19 protein-coding genes are annotated in these 18,357 nt (G+C 29.2%); 15 read left to right on the top strand and 4 right to left on the bottom strand.

The genetic code is table 11. The annotated features are described in order from the left end of the window. Positions 1-25: 25 nt before the first annotated feature. Together ACHZC3_RS13225 and ACHZC3_RS13220 are read left to right on the top strand one after the other, a co-directional pair. Complete coding sequence (locus tag ACHZC3_RS13225) at positions 26-1,282, top strand: O-antigen translocase (RefSeq protein ID WP_394760360.1); 1,257 nt, start codon at positions 26-28, stop codon at positions 1,280-1,282. Beyond that, on the top strand, positions 1,282-2,367 hold the full coding sequence (locus ACHZC3_RS13220; RefSeq protein ID WP_394760358.1) for an acyltransferase family protein: 1,086 nt from the start codon (positions 1,282-1,284) through the stop codon (positions 2,365-2,367). Before ACHZC3_RS13225 ends, ACHZC3_RS13220 begins: the two co-directional genes overlap by 1 nt. Here ACHZC3_RS13220 and ACHZC3_RS13215 read toward each other — a convergent pair. Next, positions 2,356-3,240 (bottom strand): glycosyltransferase, encoded by an 885-nt coding sequence (locus tag ACHZC3_RS13215; RefSeq protein WP_394760357.1) that lies wholly within the window; start codon positions 3,238-3,240, stop codon positions 2,356-2,358. The genes ACHZC3_RS13220 and ACHZC3_RS13215 overlap by 12 nt on opposite strands. Positions 3,241-3,286: 46 nt before the next feature. Between ACHZC3_RS13215 and ACHZC3_RS13210 the strand changes: the two genes are divergently transcribed. Genes ACHZC3_RS13210 through ACHZC3_RS13200 form a run of 3 tightly spaced genes read left to right on the top strand, consistent with a single transcriptional unit; the run spans position 3,287 to position 6,955 of the window. Beyond that, positions 3,287-4,699, top strand: a complete 1,413-nt coding sequence (locus ACHZC3_RS13210) for a DUF6056 family protein (protein ID WP_394760356.1) — start codon at positions 3,287-3,289, stop codon at positions 4,697-4,699. Positions 4,700-4,748: 49 nt separating this feature from the next. Beyond that, positions 4,749-5,858 (top strand): glycosyltransferase, encoded by a 1,110-nt coding sequence (locus ACHZC3_RS13205; protein WP_394760355.1) that lies wholly within the window; start codon positions 4,749-4,751, stop codon positions 5,856-5,858. Then, positions 5,855-6,955: a glycosyltransferase family 4 protein gene (locus tag ACHZC3_RS13200; protein WP_394760354.1), complete on the top strand. Its 1,101-nt coding sequence runs from the start codon at positions 5,855-5,857 to the stop codon at positions 6,953-6,955. Before ACHZC3_RS13205 ends, ACHZC3_RS13200 begins: the two co-directional genes overlap by 4 nt. Here ACHZC3_RS13200 and ACHZC3_RS13195 read toward each other — a convergent pair. Both ACHZC3_RS13195 and rlmH read right to left on the bottom strand, forming a co-directional pair. After that, positions 6,933-7,829, bottom strand: a complete 897-nt coding sequence (locus tag ACHZC3_RS13195) for a glycosyltransferase family 2 protein (protein ID WP_394760353.1) — start codon at positions 7,827-7,829, stop codon at positions 6,933-6,935. The two genes, ACHZC3_RS13200 and ACHZC3_RS13195, sit on opposite strands and share 23 nt — an antisense overlap. Before the next feature lie 32 nt (positions 7,830-7,861). Further along, the gene (gene rlmH, locus ACHZC3_RS13190; protein WP_394760352.1) at positions 7,862-8,335 is read right to left on the bottom strand and encodes a 23S rRNA (pseudouridine(1915)-N(3))-methyltransferase RlmH; all 474 of its coding nucleotides are present in this window, start codon (positions 8,333-8,335) and stop codon (positions 7,862-7,864) included. A 107-nt stretch (positions 8,336-8,442) separates the two neighbouring features. Between rlmH and nadC the strand changes: the two genes are divergently transcribed. The 4 genes from nadC to priA all read left to right on the top strand — a co-directional run bounded on the left by nadC (position 8,443) and on the right by priA (position 13,467). Next, positions 8,443-9,300, top strand: a complete 858-nt coding sequence (gene nadC / locus ACHZC3_RS13185) for a carboxylating nicotinate-nucleotide diphosphorylase (RefSeq protein ID WP_394760351.1) — start codon at positions 8,443-8,445, stop codon at positions 9,298-9,300. 14 nt (positions 9,301-9,314) lie between these two features. Beyond that, on the top strand, positions 9,315-10,262 hold the full coding sequence (locus ACHZC3_RS13180) for a YihY/virulence factor BrkB family protein (RefSeq protein ID WP_394760350.1): 948 nt from the start codon (positions 9,315-9,317) through the stop codon (positions 10,260-10,262). Between the two features lie 2 nt (positions 10,263-10,264). Further along, positions 10,265-10,687, top strand: a complete 423-nt coding sequence (locus ACHZC3_RS13175; RefSeq protein WP_394760349.1) for a DUF2147 domain-containing protein — start codon at positions 10,265-10,267, stop codon at positions 10,685-10,687. A 329-nt stretch (positions 10,688-11,016) separates the two neighbouring features. After that, a complete protein-coding gene (gene priA / locus ACHZC3_RS13170; RefSeq protein ID WP_394760348.1) occupies positions 11,017-13,467 on the top strand; it encodes a primosomal protein N' in 2,451 nt (816 codons plus the stop codon). Here priA and ACHZC3_RS13165 read toward each other — a convergent pair. Further along, positions 13,464-14,156: a LytR/AlgR family response regulator transcription factor gene (locus ACHZC3_RS13165; RefSeq protein ID WP_394760347.1), complete on the bottom strand. Its 693-nt coding sequence runs from the start codon at positions 14,154-14,156 to the stop codon at positions 13,464-13,466. The two genes, priA and ACHZC3_RS13165, sit on opposite strands and share 4 nt — an antisense overlap. Positions 14,157-14,322: 166 nt before the next feature. Here ACHZC3_RS13165 and rpsF point away from each other — a divergent pair, with 166 nt between their 5' ends. The 6 genes from rpsF to ACHZC3_RS13135 form a co-directional block, all read left to right on the top strand. Then, on the top strand, positions 14,323-14,664 hold the full coding sequence (rpsF, locus tag ACHZC3_RS13160; RefSeq protein WP_394760346.1) for a 30S ribosomal protein S6: 342 nt from the start codon (positions 14,323-14,325) through the stop codon (positions 14,662-14,664). Between the two features lie 5 nt (positions 14,665-14,669). Further along, positions 14,670-14,966: a 30S ribosomal protein S18 gene (gene rpsR, locus ACHZC3_RS13155; RefSeq protein WP_394760345.1), complete on the top strand. Its 297-nt coding sequence runs from the start codon at positions 14,670-14,672 to the stop codon at positions 14,964-14,966. Positions 14,967-15,032: 66 nt separating this feature from the next. Beyond that, positions 15,033-15,476, top strand: coding sequence for a 50S ribosomal protein L9 (gene rplI / locus ACHZC3_RS13150; protein ID WP_394760344.1), 444 nt, complete (start codon positions 15,033-15,035; stop codon positions 15,474-15,476). A gap of 84 nt (positions 15,477-15,560) precedes the next feature. After that, entirely contained in the window at positions 15,561-16,034 is a 474-nt protein-coding gene (locus tag ACHZC3_RS13145; RefSeq protein WP_394760343.1) for a DUF6495 family protein, read from the top strand. Between the two features lie 70 nt (positions 16,035-16,104). Next, positions 16,105-18,108 (top strand): NAD-dependent DNA ligase LigA, encoded by a 2,004-nt coding sequence (ligA, locus tag ACHZC3_RS13140; protein ID WP_394760342.1) that lies wholly within the window; start codon positions 16,105-16,107, stop codon positions 18,106-18,108. Between the two features lie 33 nt (positions 18,109-18,141). Beyond that, positions 18,142-18,357, top strand: a 216-nt coding sequence (locus tag ACHZC3_RS13135; RefSeq protein ID WP_394760340.1) for a hypothetical protein, incomplete at its 3' end; no start/stop codon positions are given.

Below are 18,357 nucleotides of genomic sequence, written 5' to 3'. Positions count from 1 at the left end.
GTGATGTTTCAGGTTTGCTAAAAACATACTTTCGTCACAATTATTTAAAATCACTTCTTTAAATAGTATTAGTGTGCTTCTTAAAATAGGAATTGGACTTATCACATCAAAAGTTTTAGCCATTTTTATAGGACCAACAGGTATGGCGCTAGTAGGCAATTTGCGGAATTTTATAACATCGGTTGAAAGTGTTTCTACTTTAGGTTTTCAAAACGGAATCGTAAAATATGTTGCTGAAAACAATGGAGATAAAGAAGAGTTTAAAAAAATATTTTCAACCTTATTTTTTAGTTTAGTAGCCATTACAATTGTTATAGGTAGTATTTTGTTTTTTTTTGCTCCATATTGGAATCAACTTATTTTTGGAAATAATTTAGACTATTCGTATGTGTTTCGAGTTCTTGCAATCGTATTACCATTGTATACCGCTTCATTATATCTTGTATCTATTATAAACGGTTTAGGCAAATTTAAAACAGTAATTTATATCAATAGTATAGGTAATTGTATTGGACTTTTTATTACACTATTATTCATTTGGAAATGGTTCCTTCTTGGGGCTTTGTTGTCTATTATAATTACACCTTCTTTATTGTTTTTTGTCACAGTTTATTATATTTTGAAAGATATTTCAATTATAAATTCAATTCGTTTGGATTTATTTGATTTTAAAATAATAAAAAACCTGTCTCATTATTTTTTAATGGCTATGGTTTCTGGAATTTTAGGGCCAATAGTTTTTTTAGCAATCCGTAATCAAGTGATTCAAAATATCGGGCTAAATGAAGCTGGTTTTTGGGAAGCCATGACTAGAATTTCCACCTATTACTTGCTGTTTATAAACACATTACTTACTGTATATTATTACCCAAAATTAGTACTTGCAGATAGTAAAAGAGAAACAAAAAAAGTTTTTTGGAGCTTTTATAAAAATGTATTACCATTGTTTGCAATTGGGTTAATTGTAATTTATTTGTTTAGAAACTTAATGATTAAGATTCTTTTTACAGAAGACTTCGAACCTGTTTCCAATTTGTTTTTGTGGCAACTTATAGGTGATTTTTTTAAAGCTGCTTCTTGGATTTTGGGATTGCAATTTTTTGCTAAAAAAATGACAAAAGCATTTATAATAACAGAAGTCTTATCATTGGCAATATTATATATTTCTAGTTTTTGTTTTATTAGTATTTTTAAAACAGAAGGAGTGGTAATTGCACATGCCGTGACCTATTTTCTTTATTTATTAGTTTTGGGTATTTATTTTAGAAAAAGCTTGTTTTGATGAAAAAAATAGACCAAAATATTAATTATTTTCCAGCATTAACTGGATTAAGAGCTATAGCAGCTTACCTAGTTTTTTGTCATCACTACAATCCAATAAGCAAAGAATATTTTGGAATAAAAATTTATAATTTTTTCTCAGAACTTCACATTGGAGTAACCTTGTTTTTTGTTTTAAGCGGATTTTTAATTACACATAGATATTACTCACTTCCAAAAATAAATTTTAAGCAATACCTAATTAATCGTTTTGCTAGAATTTACCCAATGTATTTTATCATAACAACATTGACATTTGCATTTTTTGCTTTAACAGATTTTCGAAATTTAGTTTCAAATTTGAAAATTTATATATTAAACATTACTTTTTTTAGAGGTTTTTTTGATGATTTTAAATTTACGGGTATTGCACAAGGTTGGTCGCTAACAGTTGAGGAAGTTTTCTATTTTCTTGCGCCATTATTTTTTGTACTTATTAAGAGAAAAAGAGTATTCCTGATTCTGTTGCCTTTATTTTTATTTGTTTTTGGGTTTTTTATAGTAAACCTTTTTCAAAATATTGATTTTTATGGGTTTATGAAAAATTTAAGTTTCATGCTCGATTTTACTTTTTTTGGAAGATGCTTTGAGTTTTTTATTGGTATGGGTTTGGCAATATATATCAATAAGTTTAAAAATATAAGTTCAAGTTGGTTAACTTATGTAGGACTCATTATGATAATTATATTTGTTTATTTACTTTCAATATTAAAAATAAATGGAGTTGGTTATGGGACAGATTCTTGGTTTGGAAAAATTGTTAATACCTTATTACTACCTTTATTTGGTGTTGTACCGCTTTTTGCGGGTTTGATATTTGAGAGAACTGTTATCTCAAAATTATTCGAAACTAAATTATTCGAATTATTAGGAAAAAGCTCTTATATATTCTATTTGATTCATTTAGGAATCTTTGTAACGATAGTAGAGAAATTTTGGGATAATAAACTATTCTTATTTGTTATTTTAAATATAATAGCAATTGTATTCTATAAATATGTAGAAAATCCTTTGAATAATTTTTTTAAAAATAGATTAAATAGATAACAATAATTTTAGTCTTAAATATTTACTTAGTAAGTAAAAATTCTTCGATTTATAATTCAAAAGTATTTCAAAATGAATTCGTTTTAAAAGTGCTTTGTTCTCTGTCTTAGTTTTATTTAGTTTTATAGCTTTTTTTAGGATTAAATAAGTCGAATGATTTATTTTTTTTGCTCTCTCATCTGTTTTTTTATAAAACATAGCACCTAAAGAATTTTCGACAGTTCTTTTTTGAACTAAAATAGCATTTATAAAATCAAATTCATATTTTCTGGATGCTCGAATCCAAAAATCTAAATCTTCATAGTATAAATCTTCATCAAAACCATTTAAATCTTCTAGAGTTTCTTTTTTTATCATCGCAGATACAGAACATAAACTATTTCCTCCTAATAAAACATTATGATAAATATCTCCAGTCACTCTTTTTTGAATTACTTCTTTGTCACTATTTACAGCAAAATAATACGAATCAAAATCTCCGTTTTCGGTAATTAATTCGGCATTTCCATAAACTACACCTAGATTAGGATAAGAACTTTTTTGAAATTTTTCTATTTGCAGATGCACACAATTTGGTAATAAAACATCATCAGAAGCTAAATCTATTATATAATCTCCTTTAGCTAATCGTAGTGCTTTATTAAATGATTTTGTATTACCTAAATTTTCTTCATTACCAATGAATTGTGTTTTAGGAAAATTGATTAGCCAGTTTCTGATGACTTTCTTAGAATTATCAGTACTAAAATCATCTACAATAATGAGTTCAATATTATTATAACTTTGATTAATAACCGAGTTTAAAGATTCAATAACAAAAGCTTCGTGATTGTAACACAAACAAATAATACTGACTAGAGGATTACTATTCATTAGATTAATTATATTTGTACGAAACTAATAAATTTACCGCCAAAAAATGCATAGAACAGTTGAAATAATTCCAAAAACACTTTTATTATTTTCGACTTTTTTAATTTTATTTATTCTGTTATTCTGTATAAATACGTTTTATTGGTCTGATGATTATGCTTTTCTTTTAGATTTAAATAAGAATGGAATTATAAAACATTGTTATTCTTGGTATTTTGAATGGGATGGCAGAACTTTAACCTTAGGTGGCTTTATTCAAGCTTTAGGACTCTCTTATTGGTCTGTTGAGTTTCTTACTTTTTTCTGGTCGATATGTTTTTTAGGCTCAGGGTTCTTAGCTTTTTATATTGTAAAAGAAGAATTAAATATTTCAAAAAAACAAATTAAAAATAAATTTTTACTCATTAACTTAATAATGATAACTTTTTGGATGGGATCTTTTTTATTACTCTCGGAAGTAATTTATTGGGCTGTTGGAGGGTATTATTCATTAACTTTATTTATTGGTGCAATCTGGATTTTATACTACTTAAAATATCAAAAAAGGGAAATTACTACTATAAAAAAAGGATATTTTATAGTATTTACTTTTTTAGCAGGTGCTTCAACTCAAAATTTAACAATTGCATTGATAACACTTGTTGTTTTAACTATGATAATTGATTTGCTGGAAAACAATAAAAAAGTAAAGCTATTTAATTTTATGCTTTTCTTATCACTTACTTCGGGACTTATTTTTGTTAGTATAGCTCCCGGAAACTGGTTACGAATAGATACATTAAAAAACGAACAAACTTTAAGTATTGGCCTTTTGATTGAAAATTACTTATTGATTCTATATTATTATTTAAGTAGAGCTCTTGTCTTAGTTCCTTTATCTTTTTTATGTGGCTTAGGTATTTTTTTCTCAGGACAATCTCAAAATAAAATTAATAGTATTAAACAGTTTACTTTTTTAAAAAACAGAATTACTTTTTCTAAAGTCCTTAAAAATGCTAAGTGGATTTTGGTTGCTTTAAGTACAATTCTTCCATTTATTTTTTTTCCACAATTAATTACTTTTAGAACAACTGTCTATTTTCACTATTTTGTGTTAATTTTCATTATTTTCATCACAATAAAAATATCAAATAGAATATTTTATTATGACAAAAATAAATCTTTAGTTTTGAATAATATTTTAAGTGTACTCTTTTTTATGCCAATATTACTGGTAACAGCGTATTTTGCCTACACTAATTTTAGTAAAGGATTAATATTAAAAAAAGCAATAGTTGAAAGAGAAACAAAATTAGAAGATCCAACAAAAAAATCTGTGGAACTCGAAATCATTAATACCTCATTAATACCAAAATGCTACGAGTTTGTTGATTTTGTTTTAGACAATTCAAAAGGTAAATTTGGTACAATCAACTATCAAGAAGAATATTATAACAAGACAATTATAATTGTAAAATAATTTTTTTTAAGTTATAGTAGGCATTAGGCAAAAAAAATTTATTTTAAAAATGACAAAAACAATAAAAAAAGATTATAAAATTGGACTTATCGGCTATAGATTGAGTGGCGGTGGGAGCGATAAAGTAATGGCTAATTTATCCGTTTTTCTTCAGAATAATGGAATAGAAGTGCATATTGTTACGGTTATTGATGAGATAGGTTATCCGTATAAAGGAAAGTTATACAATTTAGGACTGCTAAAAAATAAGAGCAACGGAGTTTACAATAAGTTGAAGAGGCTCATAAAACTTAATAACTATTTAAAAGAAAATAATTTTGATTATATTATAGATTTTAGGTTTAGAACTAAATTAGTTCAAGAACTTATTATTTCCAGACTTATTTACCCTAAAAACTCAATTTTTACGGTACATAGTTATCTAATCGATCATTATATGCCGAATAATAGTTTACTCACAAGATTAATGTACAATCACTGTTATGCAAATGTTGCAATTGTAGATACAATGAAAAATTTTATCTATAAAAAACATAAGCTTAAAAACCTTGTTACAATAAATAACTCAATTAATTTTGATGAAATTACTAAAAAAAAGGATGCTTCGTTAGAAATAAAATATCAATATATTATTGCAATAGGTCAATACGAAAACGAAATCAAGCAATTTGATAAATTAATAGAAAGCTATTCAAAATCAGTTTTGCCGAAAGAGAATATCCATCTTGTAATTTTAGGAAATGGAAATAAATCAAAATTAAATTCAATAGCTATTCATAATAATATTGAAGATAAAGTTCATTTATTAGGTTATCAAGAAAATCCATATAACTACCTCAAAAATGCTCTTTTTTTAGTATTAAGCAGTAAAAATGAAGGTTTTTCAAATGTTTTAGTCGAATCATTAGCGTGTCAAACTCCAGTTATATCGTTTGACTGTCTTTGTGGTCCGAGCGAAATAATTATTCATAAAAATAATGGAATTTTGGTAAACGATCAAGATTTTAATGAACTGACTGAAGCAATAAACCAATTATTTATTGATAAAGAATTATATAATACCTGTAAACAAAATGCATTGCAAAGTGTTCAGAAGTTTTCATTAGAAAACATTGGAAACCAATGGTTGAGATTACTAAAAATAGATTTAAAAAAATGAGAATTCTTTATATCACTCCTAAAATAAGTGGCTCAGGCGGAGTAGCTCGAGTTCTTTCAATAAAAACAAATTATTTCTCTGAAAAATTCAAAATTGATGTTCATATATTAACTCAAAATGAAGAGAACATCTCATTGTTTTATGATTTTACGAATAAAACTAGATTTCATTATATAAAATTAACGGGAAATAGGTTTCAGTATTTATTTCAATATATAAAAGGATTGAATAAATGTATAAATCAAATAAAACCGGATATAATTATAGTCTGTGATAATGGTTTAAAAGGGTATTTTGTCCCTTGGTTATTGCAAACCAAAATTCCTATTTTATTTGAAAGTCATGGGTCACGGTATATTGAAGAAAAACAAAATAGCGAGAAGTTATTTGCACAAATTTTATTTAAGCTAAAATTTTATTTAAAAAAAATCGGTATTAAAAGTTATGATAAAGTAATTCTTTTATCAAACGAAAGTAAGAAAGAATGGAATCTAAAAAATGTTCAAGTAATTCCGAATCCTAATTGGTTTAGTAGCAATATTAAATCAAAACTAGATAATAAAAAGGCAATTTCAGTAAGCAGATATTCTTACGAAAAAGGGATTGATAGATTATTATTAATTTGGCAAAAAGTAACAGAAACCCATCCTGATTGGATTCTTGATATTTACGGCGAATACGATAGTAATTCAAACTATGTTAGTCTAGCAAAACAACTTCAAATTGATAATAAGGTTAATTTTAAGAACCCGGTAAAAGATATTCAAGAAAAATACCAAGAATCTTCTATTTATTTAATGACATCACGATCCGAAGGATTTCCCATGGTTTTATTAGAAGCAATGTCTTTTGGCTTGCCAGTTGTAGCATATGATTGTCCAATCGGACCAAGAGCTATTATAACAAATAATACTACAGGCTTTTTAATTAACGATGGAGACGAACAAGCTTTTGCCAATAAAGTGTCAGAATTAATTGAAAATATCGAGCTAAGAAAACGTATTGGTGCAAATGCAAAAGAGGCAATGACTGAATATACTATAGAAAATGTAATGGAAAAATGGCAACAGCTTTTTAATTCTTTGATTTCAAAGTAGCATAATATCCTAATTTGTATAAATCAAAAACAAAAAGCGAAGGTTTTTTTGAAAGTAAATTCTGTTCAGCTATGCTTTGTAGCCTATAAAAAATAAAAACGATTATATTACTTAACTTCATTTTTGAAATCAATTGATGCATTTTTTGAATTTTAGTTTCTGCAGTAGTTAATATCTTATTTGCTTCTATAAATTGCAACGTTTCTAATGCTTTCTTTGTTTTAGTTAAAAAGGTATTAGATGTTTCGTAATTCAGATGATACGTTGGGTTGTCAATATGATGAATTGGTTGGTTTATTGCTTTCAAATGCTGGATAAATACTAAATCTTCATACCCATAAGTGTCAATGCGTTCGTCAAATTTTATATCAGTAAAAACCTCCTTTTTAATTAAAAAATTAGAAGTTAAAGTTGTAGAATACGGATTTTTATTTCTGTCTAAAACAGTAATTTCTTCACGATTTGAACCATATTTCCAACGAAGCATTTTTTCTTTATTAGGCTTCTCTTTTTTGTATGTGATTCCTCCAAAAAGGGCATTGTTATTTTCTGAAATAGAATTTATATAAGTAGCAATAAAATTTTTGCTTTTCGGGAAAGTATCACAATCCATAAACAATAACCAATTGTATTGTGATTTTGCAGCTAATTTATTTAGGTTTTTCGCTCTTCCTACATTAGTTTCGTTTTTTTCGAATTTGCAATTTTCTAATGTATTTATTTTTGAGTTTTCTATTAAAGAAATTTCATCAGTTGAGCTATCATCTAAAACAATAATTTCAAAAATAATTCCAGTCGCTATAGCTTGATTCTTTAGTTCTTGAACCAATGAAAAAGCACTATAATTATAAGTTGGAATTAATATGGAAAGCATTAATTAAATTTTAAAAATCAAATATAATCTTTTTACTGATGATGATACGGTTCGTTCTTCAAAATTGTAAACCCGCGATACAATTGTTCTATAAAAAATAACCGAACCATTTGATGCGAAAATGTCATTTGTGAAAGCGAAATTTTACCAAAAGCTTTTTTGTAAACTTCATCGCTAAAACCATACGGTCCGCCGATAACAAATACCAAAGTCTTAATTCCGGAATTCATTTTCTTTTGCAATTCTTCCGAAAAAGCAACACTTGAAAAAGTTTTTCCATTTTCGTCTAACAAAATTAACTGATCAGTTGCTGTAATTTTAGACAAAATAAGTTCGCCTTCTTTTTCCTTTTGCTGACTTTCCGATAAGTTTTTTACATTTTTAATATCGGCAATAATGTCCAAATCAAATTTGATATAAAAAGACAAACGCTTTGTATAATCGTCAATTAAAGATTGGAGATTTTTATTGTCGGTTTTACCAATGGCAATAAGTTTGATATTCATTTTTTATAAATTCTGAATTACAAAGGTTAAAAATTTTCCCAAATAACCGGATAAACAAATAACCAAATCCACATTTTTCCCTATTTTAGCCTTATAATTTATATAATATGATTTCAGAAGCGCAATTCAATCAAGAATTAGAGTTAATAATCACAAACGGAATCCGAGAAGATATAGGAACTGGTGATTACAGCTCATTAGCTTGTATTCCTGCTTCGGCAATGGGAAAAGCTAAATTATTAGTCAAAGATACAGGCATAATTGCTGGTGTCGAATTCGCAAAAATGATTTTCAAACACGTTGATTCAAATTTAGTTGTCGAAACCTTTGTACAAGACGGTAGCCAAGTAAAATATGGTGATGTTATTTTTCATGTTTCTGGAAGTTCACAATCTATCTTAAAAGCAGAACGGTTAGTGCTTAATTCAATGCAAAGAATGAGTGCTATTGCCACAAAAACGAATAAATATGTACAATTACTTGAAGGCACAAATACTAAAGTTTTAGATACGCGCAAAACAACGCCAGGTTTTCGGGCAGCAGAAAAATGGGCGGTAAAAATAGGCGGAGGCGAAAATCATCGTTTTGCTTTGTATGACATGATTATGCTCAAGGACAATCACAATGATTTTGCTGGCGGAATCACTTTGGCAATTGCCAAAACAAAGCAATACCTTACCGATAATAAACTCGATTTAAAAATTATTGTCGAAGCCAGAAATTTAACCGAAATTGAAGAAATATTGCAATCAGAAGGCGTTTATCGCATATTGATTGATAATTTTAATTTTGAAGATACAAAAACAGCTGTCAAATTAATTGGAACCAAATGCCTTACAGAATCTTCAGGGAATATTAACGAAAAAACCATTCGTGATTATGCAGAATGCGGTGTAAACTATATTTCGTCTGGAGCTCTAACACACTCAGTGTATAATATGGATTTAAGTTTAAAAGCGATTTAACCTGAAATCTGAATATGAGTCAAAGTATTGAAGAAATATTAAAAAAAACACCAGTAATCAAGCAATTAATCATTGTATTGGAAAATATAAAATTACCGTTTTTACAAGGAATATCTTTGTACGAATTACTCGATTTTTATATTTCTGGAATTATTGAAGGTGCCTTAAGTTATAGAGCAGCGGCCATTGCATGGAGCTTTTTTATGGCATTGTTTCCATTTATGTTATTCATTTTAAACCTCATTCCATACATTCCCATTACTGGTTTTCAGGAAGATTTTTTAGGATTTGTAAGAGAAAATGTGCCACCCACCACCTTCGATGCCATAGATGTGATTATAAACGATATTCTACACAATAGTCATTCAGGATTGTTGTCAACTGGGGTAATTTTGTCTGTTTTTTTAATGACAAATGGTGTAAATGCCGTCATGAGTGGTTTTGAAACCTCACAACATGTTATAGAAAAACGGGCCTATTTCAGGCAATATTTTGTTGCACTATTTATATCAATGATGCTTACAATTTTCTTATTAGTGACAGTAACGACTATTATAATTTTTGAAGTTTTTATTCAGCGAACCATCATTCAAGATGTGCTTTCTAGTCGAATTTCCGACAAAATTTCGCTTATAGAATATGGTCGATATTCCTTTGTTATCATTATGATATTAATGTCAATAGGAATGCTTTTTAAATTCGGAATCAGACAAACAAGAAAAAGAGCTTTTATAACAATTGGTGTTGTTTTTACCACCGTTTTAATTATCGTATCCTCTTATTTTTTTGGAATTTGGGTCGTTAAATTTTCAAAATACAACGAATTGTATGGCTCTATAGGAACATTACTAGTGGTAATGTTTTACCTTTGGATAAATTGCATGATTCTATTATTAGGTTTCGAATTAGACGCTTCAATATATAAACTAAAACACCACCCAACGAATAACCCACATTTGTAACTATGAAAAAAATAGCATTTTTATTTTTGTTTTTTGGATGTATCCAAATGCAATCACAAACCGTTTTAGGAAAATGGAAAACAATTGATGATAAAACAGGAGAAACAAAATCTGTTGTAGATATTTATGAAAATAGTGGAAAAGTATATGGGAAAATTGTCGAGATTATGGACGCTGCCAAGCGCAATAAAAAATGCGAAAAGTGTGAAGGAACAGATAAAAATAAACCCGTTCTAGGGCTTGTAATTATAAAAGGGCTAACCAAAGACGATGACGAATACAATGGCGGAAAAATCTTAGATCCTGAAACAGGGAATATTTACAAATGTATTCTTAAACTATCAGGTAAAGATAAGCTTGAAGTTCGTGGTTATATGGGATTTGCCTTAATAGGTCGTTCGCAAACTTGGGTTAGGGTGAAGTAGTTATCTATGAATAATATTAAAAAAGAAGAATAAATGAAGAATTCAAATAAAGTAAAAATGTTAGAATATAGTATTCTAGTAGTTTTTATAGCTCTTCTATTGACAAGTCATTTTGATTTACCACCATCTAGTTATTTCATATCGATTTATTGTAGTGTATTTAATACTAGTGAATATCCTCCAATGCTAATTACCAGCATACTTAGCTTAATTTATGTGATACCTGTATATTTTATTAAAAAGAAACTTATTATTAATAAAGATTAGTAAAATTTGTATAATATTCTTGATATAATTTTATACTCTAACTTCTAAAATGCAAACTAAAAATGCCTTTCTATATCCAAGTAATTTTACCACTCGCACTTCCACAAACCTTCACTTACAGTGTTTCGGAAGCAGAATTCGAGTACCTAAAAATCGGTATGCGTGTGGCTGTTCCTTTTGGTAAAAGTAAATTTTATACAGGCTTGGTTTCGGAGTTGCATCACAATGCACCAACTTTATATGAGGCCAAAGAAATTCATCAAATTATCGATGACAAACCCATTGTAACCGAAATACAATTGCAACATTGGCAATGGATTGCATCCTATTATATGTGTACGCTGGGCAAAGTTTTTAGATGCGCTTTGCCATCAGCATTACAATTAGAAAGCGAAACCATTATTTCTGCCAAAAAAGATTTCATTATTAATGAAAATGAACTTTCGGACGAGGAATATTTATTAGTAGAAGCTTTAAAACAGCAAAGCTCTCTGAAAATTAGTGAGATTACTTCGGTTTTAAATAAAAAGAAAGTTTTTCCTATCATTCAGCAACTTTTAGCAAAAAATAACATTACGCTTCAGGAAGAAATGGTCGAAGAATACAAACCCAAATTGGTGCGTTACATTCGCTTGTTTTCTGAGTTTAATTCTAATGAAAAACTAGAAGAATTAGTATTGGTTCTAAAAAATGCGCAGAAACAAAAAGAAATACTGTTAAGTTATTTTCAGCTGCAAGCGACTACAAAAAAACCTATTTCTGTCAAAGAATTGACAGAGTTTTCTGGAGCAACTTCTGCCGTTATAAAAGCACTAATCGATAAAGAAATTTTTGAAGAATATTATATTCAAGAAGACCGAGTTTCGTTTGATGTTGTATATGAAAGTCAGATTTTATTAAGCGAACCACAAAACAAAGCGTTATCAGAAATTAAAACAATTTTCGCTTCAAAAGAAGTCTGCTTGCTCCACGGAATCACCGCTTCTGGAAAAACAGAAGTCTATATCAAACTAATTGAAAGCTTTTTAGAACAGAAAAAACAGTGTTTGTACTTGCTACCAGAAATTGCACTTACCACACAATTGGTTTCTAGATTAACCAAACATTTTGGAAATAAAGTAGCTGTTTTTCATTCAAAATACAGCAATAATGAGCGTGTTGAGGTTTGGAATCAGGTTTTAAATTCATCCGAGAAAGCTCAAATTGTGATTGGAGCTCGCTCGGCACTATTCTTACCTTTTCAAAATTTGGGTTTCATTATTGTTGATGAAGAGCATGAACAAACATTCAAACAAACCGATCCAGCACCAAGATATCATGCTCGTGATGCTGCGATTGTTTTAGTAAATTTTCATAAGGCCAAAGTGTTGTTAGGTTCCGCTACGCCAAGTATCGAAACGTATTTTAATACCCAAAATAGCAAATACGGATTGGTCGAATTGCACGAACGTTTTGGGAATGCTGTTTTACCAGAAATAGAATTAGTCGATTTAAAGGATAGCTATTTCCGCAAAAAAATGACGGGACATTTCAGTCAAAATCTAATCGATTCCATTGCTGAAGCGTTGTCGAACGGAGAACAAATTATTTTGTTTCAAAATCGTCGTGGTTATTCGCCAGTGATTGAGTGTATGACTTGTGGTCACGTGCCACAATGTCCGCAATGTGATGTGAGTTTGACCTATCATAAGTTCAAAAACCAGTTGCGTTGTCATTATTGTGGTTATAGTATTGCCAAACCAACTAATTGTCATGCTTGTTCAAGTATCGATTTGACATCAAAAGGTTTTGGAACCGAACAAATTGAATTGGAATTGGCATCACTTTTTCCGACAAAAAATATCAAACGAATGGATCAGGATACCACTCGAGGTAAATATGCTTTCGAGAAGTTGATAGATAGTTTCAAAAACCGAGAAATAGATATTTTAGTTGGGACACAAATGTTAGCCAAAGGATTAGATTTTGATAATGTATCGCTTGTAGGAATCCTTAATGCCGATTCGATGCTATATTTTCCAGATTTTAGAGCTTTCGAACGTAGTTTTCAAATGATGACGCAAGTGTCAGGTAGGGCAGGACGATCAGATAAGAAAGGAAAAGTGATAATTCAGACGTATAATACAAATCACAATACGATTCAGCAAGTAGTGCAAAATGATTATCTGTCGATGTATAATGAGCAATTGTACGAAAGAAAAATATACCATTATCCTCCGTATTTTAAGTTGATTAAATTGACATTAAAACAAAAAGATTTTGACAAGCTAAAAGAAGGTTCTATGTGGTTGTATCAGGTTTTGAAACAACAATTTGATATTCCAGTTCTTGGACCAGAAGAACCAGCAATAAACCGAATTAGGAACGAATACATAAGAACAATTTTGATAAAAATTCCACAAGAAAAATCGTTGGGAAGCACAAAAAAAACCATTCAAAAAATTCTGAATAGTTTCGAGTCTGTTTCGCAATTTAGAGCTATCAAAGTAACTGTAAATGTAGATTTTTATTAAAAATCTAAAGCTTTAGCTAAATCTTCTTTTTTGTTTCGGCTTAATGGAATTTTAGTAACGCCAATTTCTGCAAATTTACTATTGAATTTTTCTATTTTATCAATATTAATAATGAAAGATTTATGAACACGAATAAATTTTTCTTTAGATAAATCTTGTTCAAACGATTTCATTGTCGATAAAACTAGATGGTTATCATCATCAGTAACTATTTTTACATAATCACCATAAGCTTCAATCCATTTTATCTTTGCAGTATAAATTTTTAGTTTTTTTAGATTACTTTTTATAAAAATATGTTCACCTTCTTCTTCTAGACTATCTTTTCGAAGCTGATACATATCCATAGCGCGTTTTACAGCTGCGTTAAATCGTTCTTTTGTTATTGGTTTTTGCAAATAATCAGTAGCATCATAATCAAAAGCTTTAACGGCATATTCCGCTTTTGAAGTGATAAATATAGTTTGTGGCTTGTCTTTTAGACCATCTAATAAATTAAAACCATTAATTACAGGCATTTCAATATCTAAAAATAATAAATCTACATGTTTTGTAGCTAAGCAATTTTTAGTTTCTACTGCATTGGAGAATTCACCAACTAAAGATAAATTTGGGTGGGATTCTACTAATTTTGTCACCAAAATTCTTTGTATAGAACTATCATCTACGACAATACAATTCAATTTCATAGCTTCATTTTAATAGATTGGTATTATAAAAGTAACTTTTTTTATTGAGTTGCCAAATTTTTTCGGAAAAATATTCGCTTTCATCGATTATTTATGTATTTCGCTTGTATATTAAAATTTAAACACTACTTTTGCACCCATATTTTTAACAAATAAATTATATATTATGAATCATTATGAAACTGTTTTCATCTTGAATCCCGTTTTATCTGAAACCCAGGTAAAGGAAACAGTAAGCAAATTTGAAGATTATTTAACTTCAAAAGGAGCTACAATGGTATCCAAAGAGGATTGGGGCTTGAAAAAAATGGCTTACGAAATTCAAAACAAGAAAAGTGGTTTTTACCATTTATTCGAATTTACAGTTCCTGGCGAAGTGTTAATTGGTTTTGAAACTGAATTTAGACGTGACGAACGTATTATGCGTTTCTTAACTGTAAGTTTAGATAAACATGCAATATCATGGGCTGAGAGAAGAAGAGCAAAATTAAAAGCAACTAAAGCGTAATTATTATGTCAATATTACAACAATCAGCTTCAGGAAAAAAAGACGGAGATATTAGATATTTAACGCCTTTAAACATTGATACGAACAAAACTAAAAAGTATTGTCGTTTCAAAAAATCTGGAATCAAATATATCGATTATAAAGATGCAGATTTCTTATTGAAATTCGTAAACGAGCAAGGTAAAATCTTACCACGTCGTCTTACAGGAACTTCATTAAAATACCAACGTAAAGTTTCAGTTGCTGTAAAAAGAGCGCGTCACTTAGCATTTATGCCATACGTTGCCGATTTATTAAAATAATCTAAAAAACTCAAAGTTGTTGGTTTTTCTACAATGAAAACCTAACTTCTCTAAAAGGACATCAACATGGAACTTATATTAAAACAAGACGTACAAAATGTTGGATTTAAAGATGATATCGTATCTGTAAAAGCAGGTTACGGTCGTAACTTTTTAATCCCTCAAGGATTTGCTCACATGGCAACTTCTTCTGCGAAAAAAGTATTAGCTGAAAACTTAAAACAAAGAGCTCATAAAGAAGCTAAAGTTGTTGCAGATGCAAACACATTAGCAGATGCTCTTAAAGCTATCGAAATTAAAATTACTGCAAAAGCAGGTGGTGAAAAACTTTTTGGTTCGATCACTAACATTGATATCGCTGAAGCTTTAGCTAAAGGTGGTCAATCTATCGACAGAAAATTCATTACTTCAGGTATCGTGAAAAGAACAGGAAAATATTCTGCTTCAGTTCGTTTGCACCGTGATGTAATTGTAGATTTAGCTTACGAAATTGTTGCTGAACAAGCATAATTTCTTGCAAATAAAAAAAGCCTTCTTGCAAAAGAAGGCTTTTTTTTTATCTTTTTTTTTTAAATCTGAAATCAAATACTGAAAATGAAATACGACAGACTAACCAAAGAGCAATTTGAAGAATTGCATCCAGAATTTATAAATTTTCTTTCAACACAATCTATCGACAAAGGAGAGTGGGACAAGATAAAACTCGAAAAACCAGAAGTGGCTGAACAAGAATTAGATGTTTTTTCAGATTTAATCTGGGAAGGTGTTTTAACTAGAGCTGAATATTTAGAGCATTTCTCTAAAAATTATATTTTTCTTTTTCATTGTTTTGATACTCATGTGCAATCGATAGTATTAAAATCTGTTGTAACAGAAATTAATTTTTTGACTAAAGAAGGCTTACAATGGTTAAGTGACAATATGTTTACCGATACTATTGAAATGAAAGTAGGTAAAAAAGAATTTACCGAAGAAAGAAATACATCGCTTTTCGAATTGATACAACAAGGTGCTTTTTTGAGCGATGGACAGCTATTTAAACAAATAAATAGTATAATGAATTCCTAATTTTAGGGTTTTAATTCAATAAAATTGGTTATTTTAGTACTCATAAACTAGAATAGTCAATTTTTTATTTATGGATGTTTTGCAAAAGATACAATCTTTACGAGAAGAATTAAATCAACATAACAATAATTATTATGTTTTAGATAATCCCACAATTTCAGATTATGATTTTGATGTAAAATTGTCCGAACTTCAAGCTTTAGAAGCAAAACACCCAGAATATTTCGATGAGAATTCACCTACGCAACGAGTTGGTGGTACTATCACCAAAAATTTTGAAACGGTAAAACATGATTCCAGAATGTATTCGTTAGACAATTCTTATTCAAAAGAAGATTTGTTAGATTGGGAAAATCGAATTCAAAAAGTACTTGGAGATGTTCCATTAGAATATATTTGTGAGCTAAAATATGACGGAGCCTCTATTTCTATTACTTATGAAAACGGAAGATTAGTTCGTGCAGTAACTCGTGGCGATGGTTTTCAGGGAGATGATGTGACAAATAATATTAAAACCATAAAAGCAGTTCCGATAAAACTAAAAGGTAATTTTCCTGAAAAATTTGATATTCGTGGAGAAATCATTTTACCTTTTGCTGGTTTTGAAAAAATGAATCAAGATCTGATTGAAATTGGAGAAACACCTTATTCAAATCCAAGAAATACGGCATCGGGAAGTTTGAAATTACAGGATAGCGCCGAAGTAGCCAAACGTCCTTTGGATTGTTTATTATATTCATTAATCGGAAATAACTTGCCGTTTCAATCCCATTTTGAAGGATTAGATAAAGCTAGGTCTTGGGGTTTCAAAGTGCCAAAACAAAGCCATTTGGCTAAAAACATGAATGAAGTCTTCGATTTTATAAATATTTGGGATAAAAATAGGCATACTTTGCCTTATGAAACCGATGGAGTAGTAATCAAAGTAAATGATTTACATTTGCAAGACGAACTAGGTTACACTGCAAAATCTCCTCGTTGGGCTATCGCTTATAAGTTTAAATCGGAACAAGTTTTTACTCAATTAAATTCGATTTCATATCAAGTTGGAAGAACAGGATCTATCACGCCAGTGGCAAATCTTGAACCTGTGCAATTGGCGGGAACTATTGTAAAACGAGCTTCTTTGCACAATGCAGATCAAATTGAAAAGTTAGATATTAGAATAAATGATACTGTTTTTGTAGAAAAAGGAGGCGAGATTATTCCTAAAATTATTGGTGTCGATCTAGAGAAAAGACCTTCAAATTCTGAAGAGACAATTTATATTTCTCATTGTCCAGAATGTAAAGCTGAATTAGAAAGAAAAGTTGGAGAAGCAAATCATTATTGTCCAAATTTTTACGGTTGTCCGCCACAAATAATAGGACGAATTCAGCATTATATTTCTCGTAAAGCGATGGATATAGAAGGTTTGGGAGGTGAAACTATTGCTTTGTTGTTTAATAACGGTTTAGTTAAGAATTATGCTGATTTGTATGAACTTAAAAAAGAACAAATTATTCCATTAGAGCGAATGGCTGAAAAATCGGCAGAAAACATGATAAATGGAATCGAAAAATCGAAAAATATTCCTTTTGAAAATGTTCTGTTTGCTATAGGAATTCGTTATGTGGGAGAAACGGTTGCTAAAAAATTAGCTAAACATTATAAAAATATTGATGCGATTGCAAATGCCAATTTGCTCGAATTGGTAATGGTAGATGAAATTGGAGATAAAATCGCGCAAAGTGTGGTCGAATTCTTTGATAATCAAGAAAATAGAATTAGTATTGATAGATTAAAAAGTTATGGAATTCAAATGGAAGTTTCTGCAGCAAATGACACTTCAGTTTCAGATAAACTTTCTGGACAAATTTTTGTAGTGTCAGGAGTTTTTGAAAAATTCTCACGAGATGAACTAAAAAAAGTGATTGAAGATAATGGTGGAAAAGTAGGAAGTTCAATATCTGCAAAGACAAATTATGTAGTCGCTGGAGATAATATGGGGCCTGCAAAACTAGAAAAAGCAAATCAATTGAATATTCCAATTATCACTGAAGATGATTTTATAAATTTATTAAATGGAAATTAAAAAAAATACTTTATCTCTTTACTTATATTCAACATGAATGTAAAAAACTTATTTTTAGGGATTTTGAGTGCAGTATTAATAATTTATTTTAGTGCATCATTTTTGTATGATCCAAAATATGTATTTTTTGTAAAACCTCTAATTATACCATTTTTTTTACTATTTATTTATTTAGAAAATAAATATCAATTGTCTAAAAAGTATTTATTTTTTGTTTTGTTTTTTTATTTGGGAGAAACTACTTTGTTG

Origin of the sequence: Flavobacterium sp. (assembly GCF_043720215.1) — a bacterium.
Taxonomy (GTDB): Bacteria; Bacteroidota; Bacteroidia; order Flavobacteriales; family Flavobacteriaceae; genus Flavobacterium.
This window is presented reverse-complemented; position numbering and strand designations above follow the sequence as displayed.